This is a genomic window from Cupriavidus sp. MEYA8 (assembly GCF_059278825.1).
Genome location: NZ_JCAEMD010000003.1, coordinates 170,676 through 184,963 on the forward strand (window position 1 = coordinate 170,676; position 14,288 = coordinate 184,963).

The following is a 14,288-nucleotide window of genomic DNA, read 5'->3' on the forward strand; positions in this document are numbered from 1 at the left end:
TTAACATCGGGGTGACAGGTTCCCACGTTCCCCACAAGAGCCTGGATCGACTTCACGCCGCTTTCATGCCGGATGCCGCGCAGGCAGTAAGCAGGTCGCCCCCTGCGCTTATCCCATGGGAACGACTCCACCATGGTTTCGACATCGTCTATACGCTTTCGACACATCGTCAACGGTTCACTTTCGTTCGTCTCTTCGATCCTTACCTGATCGGATCAAGCCCGACCTTTTCCCATCTCGCTCACCACCACGTCTCTTTAACGCAGCAGCAGTGGGTGGTTTGGTGCCTGCGCCTGTACGCCGACACCGAGGGGCCTTCCCTCATCTCTCATGCAGCATGGCGTTTCGAGGATTTCCCCTCGTTACGCCTTCGTGGCACACAGTCGTCCGCGTATCGACAGTAGGACACTGCTGGCTTCCACTGCCGGCTTTCTCGAACAGCAATGGGTCGCTGTTTGAGAATTGCGAAGTTCCACGCCCACCGATCCTTCCGCACTTTCTTGTTCAGGTAGTATGCCCGGCAGCAGCCCGCGTCCTGCCCATAAAGCGGTGTGGGCAGGGGTGACATTTCAACCCTCAGATGCGTTTCAACAGGTTCGTGTTCCTCAACCGTCCCATGCTCAGCCTAGAGACTCATCTTGGCGTAACCGCTTCGCCGCAAGCCCCGTTTCCCACGGACTACGTCACCCTGCCAGTGTCAACAGGTCACCGCCGCTTCGGCTCACTTCCTCTCGCAGCAGAGGAAGGACATGCCCCGGTACTGCGGCAATTCCACCGGGTCCTGCATTCCAAACATGCTCAAGCAGCTTCACCCCCAAACGGACGGGCTACGCTGGCTGGGCGTACCATACGTGAAATCCGAAACCCAGAGCTGATTCGGCCGCTGCGCGTTGAACTGCCTGTTGACCAGGTCCAGCGGGCTAGGTGCCTTGGCATCACTGACCGTGGTGCGCACCACTTTGCCGCGCACCACACTGTGCAAGCCTTGGCGCCGCATCAGGCGCTCCACGGTATAGCGGGCGCGCTGGAGTTGACGCCAGACCTTGTCGGCGCGTAGACCAGCATATTGGCTTGCCAAACACGTTCGATATGAGCCGCCAGCGCGGCATCGCGCCTTGCCCGCGCACTCAGCAATGCCGGATTGCGCTTGCTGGCCGCGTAGCGGCGATACCCGACGGGGCAACCTGCAGCACCCTGCTGATCGGCTCGACCCCGAGGGTGCCTCGGTGCTCGTCGATGAAGTCCCTCAAGACTTGAATCGGCGGTCGAGCTCCGCCTGGGCGAAAAACGCGCTGGCCAGCTTCAGGATCTCGTTGGCCTTGCGCAGTTCGCGAACTTCTCGCTTCAGATCCTTGATGCGCTGCGCTTCTGCGGTGGTTGTACCTGCGCGCTGGCCGGTGTCGCGCTATGCTGACGAACCCACGTCAACAAGGTCTGAGCCGTACAGCCGATCTTGGCAGCGATAGATCCCCGGTAGCCCACTGCGATTCGTACTCGTCTCGATGCTCAAATACCATACGCACGGCACATTCCCGGACCTCCGGGGAGAATTTCACTGACTTCCTCATGGACTCCATTCTCTCAAAGAGAGTAGCCTCCTCGAAACCCGTGGCGTTTTAGGTTTAGAAATCCGTCACATTTCATGCGATGGCCCTGCAGCTCTTCCCAGGGCCATTGCATGAAATCGTGTTTACGATCAATGGCTTACGGGGGTGGCTTGTAAACAAGGGCGAATCCTGGGTTTACTGTCGTCTTTTCGACGGCAGGCTATGGAAGCAGCAGCCCTGAGTATTGAAGATGCCTTTGGTGATCTGGAAGATCCGCGACGCCGTACGCCGGCCCATAGCTTGACGGAGATGCTGGCGGTCGCGCTCTGCGCGATTCTGGCGGGTGCGGATAGCTGGGTCGGGATCGAGTTGTGGGGGAACGCCAAGCTTGATTGGCTGCGGCGCCACATTCCCCTGACCAATGGCATTCCCTCCCACGATACCTTCGGGCGGGTGTTCGCAGCGCTCAATCCCAAGCAGTTTGAGGCCTGCTTTATCCGGTGGACTCAGCACCTGTTTCCCACCCTGGCTGACCAGGTGGTGGCGATCGATGGCAAGACCGTGCGCGGCTCACATCAGCGCGGTCAGCGCGCGATTCACCTGGTTTCGGCCTATGGGGCTGGACTGGGCATGGTGCTCGGACAGGTGCGCACGGCCCAGAAGAGCAATGAGATCACGGCGATTCCAGAGTTGCTCGACGCCCTGCTGCTCAAGGGCGCAATCATCACTATCGATGCGATGGGTTGCCAGCAGGCGATTGCCCGACAGATTGTGCCCGCCGGCGCGGACTATGTACTAGCCGTCAAGGCAAACCAGCCCACGCCGCTGGCGCACATCCACAAGGCGCTTGCGGCGATCGAGCATCTCCCGGCCGACAGGCGCGCCCAAGTGGTACGCGAGCATCGCGACATTGACAAGGGACACGGGCGCATCGAGACACGCCACTGTACGGTGATCGACTGGGCCACGCTGCGCCAAAGCACAGCGAACGTCGCCTTCGCCCCATGGCCTCACGCACGCTCGGCAGCCATCATCGAGTCCACCAGGGAAATCGGCGACAGCGTTGCAAAGGAACGACGTTACTACGTGTCCAGCTTGCCGCCGGATGCCGCGCGCATCGCCCACGCAATCCGATCACACTGGGCCATCGAGAACGCCATGCACTGGACTCTGGACGTGGCCTTCGACGAAGATCAGTGCCGAGTGCGTGTCCAGAATGCAGCGCACAACTTCGCCATCCTCAGGCGCATTGCCATGAACCTGCTACGACAGGATCGCACCATCAAAGCCGGCTTGAAGAACCGCCGCATGCTGGCCTGCGCTAACGACTGCTATCTGGCTCAATTGCTTGGCTGGAACGACGTTTAGATTTCCGTCACATTTCATGCGATGGCCCTGCGCACACAAGTCCTGTTCACATCGTTCCGATCGGGTGACGCCAGCGGCAACAAATTGGGTCACGCAGGCATTGCCTGTGGGACCTTCGAGACCCAGAATGGCGTGGAAAGTATGGCGCGCGTCAAGGTAGATGTCGCCTCATTCATGCAGCCAAATGCTGTTTCTCGGCGCCTGGCTTGATACCGCTGGGCACGGCAATTTCGCGCTCCGGGTTGAGCGTGATCGTGCCGCTTGGCGACCAGTTTCGCGTGTGCGCGACCAGCGACGTGGGTTGCGCTCGCGGGCCTCGGCATAGAGCGCATGACGAGCGGCGAGAACCCTATCGTCTTGCCCGGCGTGGCGCTGTGCCGGGCTCACGTAGTGGATGCCGCTGTGGCGGTGCTCGTGGTTGATGGAATGGACGCCCCCACCCAGTACGGCATCGCTGTGCCAAAGTGGAGATTCAACGTCAGTACTCAAACCGAGCAGGAGCGTCCATCATGCAGATTACGACAGCCGGCATGTCGAGTTCGGCGCCATGCTCGTCGACCGCCCGCCGCAGCAGGTAAGGCTCGCGGCGCGAGCGTCACGAACATCTCGTCCAGATGCCAAGTGCTTCCCGGCCTGCGCCGCGCAGCCTTGATGTGAAGGGCAACGCCGGTGCCGAACTTATCGCACCAGCCGCGGATGGCGGCGGATGGCTTCGTAGCTCACGACCACACCGCGCACGAAAAGCAGCTCCTCGCTATCGCGCAGGCTCAAGTGGAAGCGGAAGTACCAGCGGACTGCCTGACTGATGGCCACTGCAGGGAATCGATGGCCGTGGTAGAGCGATTTCCCCTTCATCGCCTCATCTTACGCGACCGTCTTGCCAACGCGACCGGCTATATGATTATCAAAGCCCTGTGAGCGCCTTACTGACCGGGTCCGTCGGTCATGTCCCGGCACCTGCCTTCGGGAAATTCATCGCAAAGTCAGTCACGGTGCTTGTGAGCCTGGTCACGCTTTACTGGACTCGAAGCAAGTCGTGTTCAATGGGGCGCTTTGTGCGTTAGCAATACGGATTTGCGCATGACGCACCGGCGAACCGCATCTGCCAGGTCGTGGGCTAATCTCGTAACTCCTTCACCTGGCGTGAAACGAACTGCGCCCTTTCCTTGCCCACCACCACGGGAGCCATACTTCACCGGATCAGCTCAATTTCCACGCGCCGGTTCATCGCCCGGCCTTCCGGCGTTGCATTCGACGCTACAGGGCGCGCTTTACCAAACCACTGTACGTCGAAGTGATCCGCCGAGATCCCCTGAGCCTTCAGGTACTGAGCCACTGCCTGCGCACGGCGCTCAGACAAGCGGAGGTTGTAGGCGTCAGAGCCTCGGCCATCGGCATGCCCGCTGATCTTGATCGTGTCAAAACGTTTTTGCGCAGAATCCGAAAGCATGTTGTTCAGTATCCTGATGCCCGCCGGCCGCAAGGTTGTCCGATCGGTTTCAAAAAGCGTATCGCCAGACAGCGTCATCCGAATTGGTTGTTCAATCGTTCCTGCCGATTGGGGCGCAGGCTGCGCAGCGGGAGCTGGTGTAGACGGCACAGCTGGCGCGCATCGGAAGATGAGTACGCGCGTATCGAGCTGACCGTTGACCATCGCGCCAAACGGCGCTTCCGCTTCCAGCTCACTGACGGGTTGCTTGACGGCGTCGCAGATTTCCTTCGCCTTCGCGTAGCACACTTCCCGGCCACCAGTGAACCCATGGCACGAGACCCGGTACGCCTGCTCCCCATTGGGTCGGCTGACTTGATAGGCACTGAATGCGGGACCGTTTGCGGAGGTACAGCCCGCCAGGACCAGCGCCCCACCGCACAGCACGGACGCTGCGATTGACATCATGTTCATGAAAATCCCTCTGAATGATTTGAATTAGCCGAAAGCTTTGATCTCACGGAAGCATGGCGGCCGGAGCCCAACGGCCTCGGACCGCCATGTCTGGACCGTCAGGCGCTTACCACTGGTACGACACGCCGCCGCCAGCCGCGGTACCCGCCCCGCTGGTTCCTACGCCGATTTTTGCTTTCAGGTTCTCAGAGATCCGCGCCGAAGCGCCGAGAGCGACGGCGCTCCGCCCCTGATAGACGCCCGTACCGATGCCAAGGGAGAACGTCTTGCCGAGATCCACATCGGGAATCATCGTCAGCGCAGTTGCTGCCGCGATGCCCGAATACGCCTTGGCCGCGACAGAACTGATGCTGGATTGAATTCCCGACACCGCCTGGTCGAGCTGCCTGACATTGACGGCATCCTTTGCCATGACGCCATCAGCCAGGTTGTGAATTGCTACGGGCGAACTACCGTCCTTGCCGACCAGCGTCACATCGTTCGAGGGCGAGTTAGGCGTTGGTTTGCCGTTTGCATCGGAGTATTGCAATGGCGCTGCTTTCTGCAGCTTGTCGATCGCATCGCCAACGTTGTTCACGTTATTGCCGTAGACGTTATATGTCGGATTGTTGACCTTGCCGGTGTTCGGGTCATACGTCGATCCGCCACCCAGACCGCTGGCCATGCCATTTCCCAGGTTGTTTGCCTGCTGCTGCATCTGGTACATCTGGCCTCCGTTGACCGCGTCCTTGCTATTGGAGGCCACCACGCCGTCCTGGACGTTGTGCAGGCTGACGGGCTGTCCATTGTTTGCGCCGACTAGGGTGGCGTCTTGCGTGGGTGTGCCGCCGCCTGGACTGCTGCCACCGCCACCAGAAGCATTGCCGTTTGGCGTGGTGGGCGTAGCCGGGTTGCTGTAATGTATGGGATTCTGCTGGCCGGCCAGATCCGTGAGCCTGTTGTCCAAATTGGTCAGCTTGTTATCGACGGCCTTGAATGCGTCGTAGACGGTGTTGTAACTCCCGCCCTGGACCGAAAAGGTCGGCATCGACATGTTGCCCGTAATAGGGTCATACTGAGCGCCACCGCCGAAATAGTCAGCGACATTGACACCTAGTTGGCCGATCCTCTGGTTAGTCGCAAAGAGCTGCGCGCCGTTAACCGCGTCGGTGCTCGTCGAATTGAGTGCGCCTTGCTGTACGTTCGTGATCTTCGTACCACCCGTCACGCCACCGTCCGCACTCGCGGGGCCGGCCATGGTCACGCTGTTGTGGTTGACCGAACCATCGGGGTTGGTGTCGTACTTCACCGCCTGATCGCTCAGGCCAGAGATCGCCTGGTTAGTCGCAAAGAGCTGCGCACCATTGACCGCGTCGGTGCTCGCCGCGTTGAGCGCGCCTTGCTGTACGTTCGTGATCTTCGTGCCGCCCGTCACGCCACCGTCCGCACTCGCGGGGCCGGCCATTGTCACGCTGTTGTGGTTGACCGAACCATCGGGATTGGTGTCGTACTTCACCGCGCTGTCGCTGAGGGCAGCAACAGACGAATTGAGCTGACCAACTGCCTGATTCGTCGCATACAGCTGGCTGCCGTTGACGGCATCTGTGCTGGTGCTGCCGACGCGGCCGGCTGCCACGTTCGTGATCTGCCGTTCGGCACCTGCGTCACCCACACTGACCACGCCGGTCGGGTTGGCGCCAGCGTAGGTGTAGGTCTTGCCATTGATAGTGTCGCCGGCTGTCGGGATCGCCGCGGTAGTGGCGCGGCTGCCCGCGCCCAGCGCAACGCTGTTTGCAACGCTGGCGTTCGCTCCCCTGCCGATCGCTACGGAATCTACAGCGCCGGCGCCGACCGTTGCCTGCTGCCCAATGGCGATCGCGCCAGTTGCCGTGGCATCAGTGCTGGCGTTGTAGCCCACCGCTGTCGAGCCTTGTCCTTGTGCAGATGCATCGCTTTGCGCAAGGCCTGCATCATTAGTGCGCACATACCTGATACCACGGCCGTTTTGGGTGACGTACGTGTTATCCGTATTGCCCGTCACTTGATACAACTGGGCACCGTTGACTGCATCGGTGCTCGTCGCATTGACCGCGCCTTGCTGCACGTTCGTGATCTTCGTGCCGCCCGTCACGCCACCGTCCGTACTCGCGGGGCCGGCCATCGTCACGCTGTTGTGGTTGACCGAACCATCGGGGTTGGTGTCATACTTCACCGCACTGTCGCTGAGGCCAGAGATCGCCTGGTTGGTCGCAGACAGCTGGCTGCCATTGACGGCATCTGTGCTGGTGCTGCCGACGCGGCCGGCTGCCACGTTCGTGATCTGCCGTTCGGCACCTGCGTCACCCACACTGACCACGCCGGTCGGGTTGGCGCCAGCGTAGGTGTAGGTCTTGCCATTGATAGTGTCGCCGGCTGTCGGGATCGCCGCGGTAGTTGCGCGGCTGCCCGCGCCCAGCGCAACGCTGTTTGCAACGCTGGCGTTCGCTCCCCTGCCGATCGCTACGGAATCTACAGCGCCGGCGCCGACCGTTGCCTGCTGCCCAATGGCGATCGCGCCAGTTGCCGTGGTATCAGTGCTGGCGTTATTGCCGAGAGCGATCGAATTGATCTCGCCGGCAGACGCCTGCTGGCCGTTAGCGCCTAAGCCGCTAATCGTGTTGCCGCCAAGGGAAAGCCCTTTCTCGTTCTTCAGGCTATAGGAATCCGCCTGGCTGTTACATGTGTTGCCCGGACTCACAATGTTGCCGTTTGTGTCCACGACATTCAATGTAACCGGCTGCCCGGCAGCCAGACCAGTCCAGATTCCGTTCGTGTTCGTAACTCCCAGCAAATCCACAGCGCCCGTTAGCGGATCCATCACCGGGTTCAGAATATTGGTGATCACGGACGGCGGCAGACTGACCCCGGAGCACGCGCTCACCAGCGCGGCATGCGCGGATCCCGAAGCGGCCAGAGCCAGAACCGCGCCTAATGCCGCGGCGGCAGCACCGGAGGCAGACTGGCCCTTGCGTCGAGCCCTCGCGGTTTCTGCCACAGCATTCCACGCCTTTGTTTTCTCATTCCAAACACAACGATATGCTTTATTCATTGTCGACCCTGATGTTGATTGTGAATCAACGAAAGATTTAGATCATAGAAAACTGGCATAAATAGCGTGCCAATCATAAGAGTTGGACTCGTTTCGGGACCTACTGTATATGAGCGCAAATTGAGAATTCTGAACAATTCAGAAGTTCGTGGAAGAGCTGCAGGGCCATCGCATGAAATGTGACGGAAATCTAAACGTCGTTCCAGCCAAGCAATTGAGCCAGATAGCAGTCGTTAGCGCAGGCCAGCATGCGGCGGTTCTTCAAGCCGGCTTTGATGGTGCGATCCTGTCGTAGCAGGTTCATGGCAATGCGCCTGAGGATGGCGAAGTTGTGCGCTGCATTCTGGACACGCACTCGGCACTGATCTTCGTCGAAGGCCACGTCCAGAGTCCAGTGCATGGCGTTCTCGATGGCCCAGTGTGATCGGATTGCGTGGGCGATGCGCGCGGGATCCGGCGGCAAGCTGGACACGTAGTAACGTCGTTCCTTTGCAACGCTGTCGCCGATTTCCCTGGTGGACTCGATGATGGCTGCCGAGCGTGCGTGAGGCCATGGGGCGAAGGCGACGTTCGCTGTGCTTTGGCGCAGCGTGGCCCAGTCGATCACCGTACAGTGGCGTGTCTCGATGCGCCCGTGTCCCTTGTCAATGTCGCGATGCTCGCGTACCACTTGGGCGCGCCTGTCGGCCGGGAGATGCTCGATCGCCGCAAGCGCCTTGTGGATGTGCGCCAGCGGCGTGGGCTGGTTTGCCTTGACGGCTAGTACATAGTCCGCGCCGGCGGGCACCATCTGTCGGGCAATCGCCTGCTGGCAACCCATCGCATCGATAGTGATGATTGCGCCCTTGAGCAGCAGGGCGTCGAGCAACTCTGGAATCGCCGTGATCTCATTGCTCTTCTGGGCCGTGCGCACCTGTCCGAGCACCATGCCCAGTCCAGCCCCATAGGCCGAAACCAGGTGAATCGCGCGCTGACCGCGCTGATGTGAGCCGCGCACGGTCTTGCCATCGATCGCCACCACCTGGTCAGCCAGGGTGGGAAACAGGTGCTGAGTCCACCGGATAAAGCAGGCCTCAAACTGCTTGGGATTGAGCGCTGCGAACACCCGCCCGAAGGTATCGTGGGAGGGAATGCCATTGGTCAGGGGAATGTGGCGCCGCAGCCAATCAAGCTTGGCGTTCCCCCACAACTCGATCCCGACCCAGCTATCCGCACCCGCCAGAATCGCGCAGAGCGCGACCGCCAGCATCTCCGTCAAGCTATGGGCCGGCGTACGGCGTCGCGGATCTTCCAGATCACCAAAGGCATCTTCAATACTCAGGGCTGCTGCTTCCATAGCCTGCCGTCGAAAAGACGACAGTAAACCCAGGATTCGCCCTTGTTTACAAGCCACCCCCGTAAGCCATTGATCGTAAACACGATTTCATGCAATGGCCCTGTTGTGTGCGTCGGATTTGAGAATTGTTCAGACTTCTTTGCGTGGCTGTAGGGTTTCATATTGTGGTGTCGCCCCGACTCCGGCTGTGCGCTTGTCGTTGAAACTTGCTCTCGACAACGGCGCAACGATCAGGATGACACAGACGGCATCATGGATCAGTCGGTGCGGGACCGGCACAATTTCGAATATGAGGATCGGGATGATCAGAGGGGAAAGGAAACGACGCGTCCGGCGCGTCGCTTATGTGCTGTCGTTCGGTGCATTCGCGCTGGCGTTGCAGGGTTGCGGAGGCGGTGGCGGTGATGCGTCAACCAACAACAGCGCCGGCGTTGTCGCTACTGTTCAGGCCACGAAATTTTCCGTGCAGACGGTGTCGCCTCAAACCGGCATACCCGGCACCAGTATTACGGTGGAGGGGCAGGGTTTCACCCGTAACACGCGTGTACTCTGGGGCGATGTTGAAGTCGCTGCGTTGTTCCAATCTCCGAAGCAACTGACCTTTCAACTGCCGGCCACGCATTCGGCGCAAGACATCTCGCACCCGCTGACACTCAAGCGCGAGGATAGTCTTGCGCAAACATGGTCGCAGCCGGTCACGGTCGAGGCAGTACCAGAACCGACAGGCCTGTCATCCGGCTCCGCGCGCGAAGGTCAGATCGTTCGGGTGGTTGGGGCCAATCTTCAGTTGATCAGCAAGCTTGCATTGGGCCAGACCACTGCGGTGCCTTCTTCCATTGCGGCCGATGGAAGCTGGCTGGAGTTCATAGTGCCAGCCCAGGCACCCAGTGGTTCGGTCGTTGGATACGACAGCAGGGGCTACTCCTTCCCGATCGGCACGCTGCAGGTCACCGGGCCAGCACTGGCCGTGACGATCCAAGACGTTGAGGTGTCTCAGGGGCAGCTTATCTCGGTGAGCCAGGCGACACCCAATCCATATCTTCGGCTTGTCCCGCAGCGGCCCACCTTGGTGCGGGTGCGGCTCGCGCCCAACGGAACTGCGTTTCCGGTGGTACCAGAGGTGCGCGTGACCGTCCGCAACAATGCGCTAGGGAGTCAAACCTTTGTCATGCAGGGGCCTGCGACCTTGGGAATGACCCCTGTCGCTGAGAGCGATCTTGCCAACAGCTATACGTATACGGTGCCGGGCGAGTGGATCGGGCCGGGTTTCCAGTTGGAAGTGAGTGCAAATCAGATCGAATTCCCCCTCAGCATCGCGCGTTTCTCTTATGTACCGCCGGCTGGGGTAATCAAGGGCGGCACATACATCCGTATGCACGTGGTACCGATCGCGCCGGACTCGGGGGAGCAATTGAACTTCGACCGGCAGTGGTTCACCAACAATCTGAAGGGCGTCTATCCGCTCTCTGATGTGGAAGTCATCATTGAGCCGCCGCTGCCGGGGTCGGGCACGAACACGAGCGGTGACTGGCTCTCGGCCGTCCGCAGTTTGCGTGCCGCGAGCAGTGCCAAGAACTACGATTTCTACTTCGGCGCGATGCCCTACGACGGCGCAACCGGTCTCGGTTACGTACCTGGCCGAGTCGCAGTTGCATCACATTTGTGGTACGGGCGGCAGGACTATTCGATTCAGGGCGTCATGATGCATGAGATCGGCCACAACTTCGGTCGGATTCATAGCTGGGACGATCCGAAGTTCCCGTACACGTCGAACTACTGGGTGGGAGGCCCATGGGCCTCTGTGATGGACCAGCAAGGAAATCGCCAGTACCAAAGCCCGACGGTTTGGCATGACGTGATGTCGTACAGCTATCCCAAGACGATTTCGGATTTTACGTACAGTGGCGCATACGATTACTTGGCGCAGAATCTGCCCCTGAGTGCCAAGCCTGCTCCTGCAGAGGCCGTCGAAGTGCTTCAGACTCGTGGCGTGGACGCAAGCGCTACGGCCGATGCTCTCTATCTATCAGGATCGATCGATCTTTCGACGGCACAGGCAAAGGTTGAGGCGCCGGTTCGCCTGAAGGCAGAGCCCGACACTGTGTCGATGGCGGCAACCCTGCTGCAGGCGGAGAACGACTACGTCTTGGAGTTGACGACCGCCAGCGCACGATTGCGTTATCCACTGCAATTGCAAGGGATGGGGGACGCGGAAGGCAAGCGCTCCGGTTTCGAACTCACTATCCCGGCCGTGGATGGAATTCAATCGATCCGCTTGTTGCGCGGCCTCAATGCGCTGCAGACGATCACGGCTATTGAAGCACCCAAGCCCAAGGTGCTGCGCCAGATGCCGGTACCGGCGGATGCTGTGGTCAGATCGTGGGGAACGTATCGCCTCAGCGGTGCAAATGTTGAACTGACGTGGGATGCGGCGCGCTGGCCGTGGCTAAGCGTGTGGCAGAACACCAGTGCAGGACTGCTGCCTCTTGCGGTCGCCCGTACTGGCGGCGCCATCTCGGTGCCGTTGCGCAAACCGTTCGCGCAGACTAAAGGCCTGATTATCAGTGTGAGCGATGGAATGAATACACGCCTGGAGTCCTTTAGCTTCTAATCGAAACTGTCCATTTACGGTATTCATATTGGCCTGGCAAATCATTGGTTGCCAGGCCTTTTTCAATTCGCACCTGCATATGGGCCAGTAGATCGGCGGCTTTGTGCTGGAAGCGGGGCATTTGCTAAGTGGTGGTTGTATCCACGCTGATGTCCACCGATAGCGGGTACTCAGCGCCAGATTGTGGGAGACGGCTCATTGAGGCGAGTTGCTCTCGTTCACCGGCAGACACTCCATCTTGATTTCCGGTCGCCCATTGTCACTACTCTCAAAGGCAGTCACCATCCGAGCCCATATCTTTAATGAAGCTTTTTTGCGGGGCAGAATACTAGATCGTGTGCCGCGGGCGCAGTCTAACCGTACATTCGCGCGATGCGAACAGGGCCATCGCATGAAATGTGACGGAAATCTAAACGTCGTTCCAGCCAAGCAATTGAGCCAGATAGCAGTCGTTAGCGCAGGCCAGCATGCGGCGGTTCTTCAAGCCGGCTTTGATGGTGCGATCCTGTCGTAGCAGGTTCATGGCAATGCGCCTGAGGATGGCGAAGTTGTGCGCTGCATTCTGGACACGCACTCGGCACTGATCTTCGTCGAAGGCCACGTCCAGAGTCCAGTGCATGGCGTTCTCGATGGCCCAGTGTGATCGGATTGCGTGGGCGATGCGCGCGGGATCCGGCGGCAAGCTGGACACGTAGTAACGTCGTTCCTTTGCAACGCTGTCGCCGATTTCCCTGGTGGACTCGATGATGGCTGCCGAGCGTGCGTGAGGCCATGGGGCGAAGGCGACGTTCGCTGTGCTTTGGCGCAGCGTGGCCCAGTCGATCACCGTACAGTGGCGTGTCTCGATGCGCCCGTGTCCCTTGTCAATGTCGCGATGCTCGCGTACCACTTGGGCGCGCCTGTCGGCCGGGAGATGCTCGATCGCCGCAAGCGCCTTGTGGATGTGCGCCAGCGGCGTGGGCTGGTTTGCCTTGACGGCTAGTACATAGTCCGCGCCGGCGGGCACAATCTGTCGGGCAATCGCCTGCTGGCAACCCATCGCATCGATAGTGATGATTGCGCCCTTGAGCAGCAGGGCGTCGAGCAACTCTGGAATCGCCGTGATCTCATTGCTCTTCTGGGCCGTGCGCACCTGTCCGAGCACCATGCCCAGTCCAGCCCCATAGGCCGAAACCAGGTGAATCGCGCGCTGACCGCGCTGATGTGAGCCGCGCACGGTCTTGCCATCGATCGCCACCACCTGGTCAGCCAGGGTGGGAAACAGGTGCTGAGTCCACCGGATAAAGCAGGCCTCAAACTGCTTGGGATTGAGCGCTGCGAACACCCGCCCGAAGGTATCGTGGGAGGGAATGCCATTGGTCAGGGGAATGTGGCGCCGCAGCCAATCAAGCTTGGCGTTCCCCCACAACTCGATCCCGACCCAGCTATCCGCACCCGCCAGAATCGCGCAGAGCGCGACCGCCGGCATCTCCGTCAAGCTATGGGCCGGCGTACGGCGTCGCGGATCTACCAGATCACCAAAGGCATCTCAATACTCAGGGCTGCTGCTTCCATAGCCTGCCGTCGAAAAGACGACAGTAAACCCAGGATTCGCCCTTGTTTACAAGCCACCCCCGTAAGCCATTGATCGTAAACACGATTTCATGCAATGGCCCTGGCGATGCGAAGAGGAGGTGACACTTTTTCAGAAATGAAGGGGGCTGTTCCGGATAGAGTGGACGTAATACCAGCCCTTCCAAGGAGAGCCGTCGCAGTTGCCGCTCCTGCTGAATGTACACCGGCGCACTCATTATCAATGTCGAGGGCTTGAACCACCGGTCCGGCCGAAGCAGGAATGAACTGCTCGCGCACCTGAAGCAATCTAAGCCTGATGGACCGCCGCGGTCGCTGGCCCGATCCGAATGACAGAAAAATTTATGAGCAAAACCCAAAACACGACCCTTAAGGGTGGCGCGGCGCAGTTGCGCGAAGTTCACGATCAATGGATCCTGGCCTGCGCGGCGCAGACAGTTGACGGTGTGAAGGGGCAGCACGGTGTGCTGGTTCAGGAGCAGAGCGAAGCGCAGTCGCGCCAGCGGGTGCTGGCAATCGAGCTATGGCTTGACGGTGAGCGCCTCAAGGGTGCGTTGGTGCTGCCTTTCGGGCTGGCACTGCACGCGGGCGCGACCCTGTGTGTGGATGAAGGAGGTCGGTTCACGCTGCCGTTTCGTACGAGCCTGCCCGTCGGCATTGTCGTGGACCTCGAATTTGACGTGGAACGAGTCGCTGAGCTGCGAGCGGGCGAAACGCTCAAGGTGACGGCCGTGACGGCCGACTCGGGCCAGGAGGTGGCGTTCGCCATTCCGCTGGCCGGCTTTCGCAGTGCGTATGACCGCCTGCAGGAGTTGGTTCAGTAATCCTCCAGCTGATCGTTCGAAGGGTGTCTGCAGTCTTGCTTAGGACAGTGTGTCGGATCC

The 14,288-nt window shown here is 60.1% G+C and carries 7 protein-coding genes, 3 pseudogenes and 1 other annotated feature; of the genes and pseudogenes, 3 read left to right on the forward strand and 7 right to left on the reverse strand.

The genetic code is table 11. The annotated features are described in order from the left end of the window. Positions 1 to 847: 847 nt before the first annotated feature. Positions 848 to 1,568, reverse strand: a pseudogene (locus AC5WJ1_RS28740) (transposase); the annotation flags it as partial. Continuing rightward, positions 1,176 to 1,292 (reverse strand) — a sequence feature (AL1L pseudoknot). (Overlaps the previous pseudogene by 117 nt.) A 201-nt stretch (positions 1,569 to 1,769) precedes the next feature. Here AC5WJ1_RS28740 and AC5WJ1_RS28745 point away from each other — a divergent pair. Continuing rightward, positions 1,770 to 2,915 (forward strand): ISAs1 family transposase, encoded by a 1,146-nt coding sequence (locus AC5WJ1_RS28745; protein WP_494477246.1) that lies wholly within the window; start codon positions 1,770 to 1,772, stop codon positions 2,913 to 2,915. A 172-nt stretch (positions 2,916 to 3,087) separates the two neighbouring features. Here the strand turns inward: AC5WJ1_RS28745 and AC5WJ1_RS28750 are convergent. The 5 genes and pseudogenes from AC5WJ1_RS28750 to AC5WJ1_RS28770 form a co-directional block, all read right to left on the reverse strand. Then, positions 3,088 to 3,335: pseudogene (locus AC5WJ1_RS28750) on the reverse strand (hypothetical protein); the annotation flags it as partial. A 109-nt stretch (positions 3,336 to 3,444) separates the two neighbouring features. Further along, a pseudogene (locus AC5WJ1_RS28755) lies at positions 3,445 to 3,770 on the reverse strand (transposase family protein); the annotation flags it as partial. Between the two features lie 337 nt (positions 3,771 to 4,107). Beyond that, a complete protein-coding gene (locus AC5WJ1_RS28760; RefSeq protein WP_494477329.1) occupies positions 4,108 to 4,818 on the reverse strand; it encodes an OmpA family protein in 711 nt (236 codons plus the stop codon). Between the two features lie 106 nt (positions 4,819 to 4,924). Beyond that, positions 4,925 to 7,885 (reverse strand): YadA-like family protein, encoded by a 2,961-nt coding sequence (locus AC5WJ1_RS28765; RefSeq protein WP_494477330.1) that lies wholly within the window; start codon positions 7,883 to 7,885, stop codon positions 4,925 to 4,927. A gap of 190 nt (positions 7,886 to 8,075) precedes the next feature. Then, positions 8,076 to 9,221 (reverse strand): ISAs1 family transposase, encoded by a 1,146-nt coding sequence (locus AC5WJ1_RS28770; protein WP_494477331.1) that lies wholly within the window; start codon positions 9,219 to 9,221, stop codon positions 8,076 to 8,078. Positions 9,222 to 9,414: 193 nt separating this feature from the next. Between AC5WJ1_RS28770 and AC5WJ1_RS28775 the strand changes: the two genes are divergently transcribed. Continuing rightward, positions 9,415 to 11,832 carry an IPT/TIG domain-containing protein gene (locus AC5WJ1_RS28775; protein ID WP_494477332.1) on the forward strand — a complete coding sequence of 806 codons (2,418 nt, stop codon included), beginning with the start codon at positions 9,415 to 9,417 and terminating at the stop codon, positions 11,830 to 11,832. A gap of 409 nt (positions 11,833 to 12,241) precedes the next feature. Here AC5WJ1_RS28775 and AC5WJ1_RS28780 read toward each other — a convergent pair whose 3' ends face one another. Beyond that, positions 12,242 to 13,345 carry an ISAs1 family transposase gene (locus tag AC5WJ1_RS28780; protein WP_494477392.1) on the reverse strand — a complete coding sequence of 368 codons (1,104 nt, stop codon included), beginning with the start codon at positions 13,343 to 13,345 and terminating at the stop codon, positions 12,242 to 12,244. Positions 13,346 to 13,748: 403 nt separating this feature from the next. On the opposite strand from AC5WJ1_RS28780, the gene AC5WJ1_RS28785 reads away from it, so the two are divergent. Continuing rightward, entirely contained in the window at positions 13,749 to 14,228 is a 480-nt protein-coding gene (locus AC5WJ1_RS28785) for an invasion associated locus B family protein (protein WP_494477333.1), read from the forward strand. The last annotated feature ends 60 nt before the right edge of the window (positions 14,229 to 14,288 follow it).

Bases quoted from the DNA above. Each gene is read 5' to 3' on its own strand.
- AC5WJ1_RS28745 (WP_494477246.1), top strand. From the start codon at position 1,770: ATGGAAGCAGCAGCCCTGAGTATTGAAGATGCCTTTGGTGATCTGGAA.
- AC5WJ1_RS28760 (WP_494477329.1), bottom strand. From the start codon at position 4,818: ATGAACATGATGTCAATCGCAGCGTCCGTGCTGTGCGGTGGGGCGCTG.
- AC5WJ1_RS28765 (WP_494477330.1), bottom strand. From the start codon at position 7,885: ATGAATAAAGCATATCGTTGTGTTTGGAATGAGAAAACAAAGGCGTGG.
- AC5WJ1_RS28770 (WP_494477331.1), bottom strand. From the start codon at position 9,221: ATGGAAGCAGCAGCCCTGAGTATTGAAGATGCCTTTGGTGATCTGGAA.
- AC5WJ1_RS28785 (WP_494477333.1), top strand. From the start codon at position 13,749: ATGAGCAAAACCCAAAACACGACCCTTAAGGGTGGCGCGGCGCAGTTG.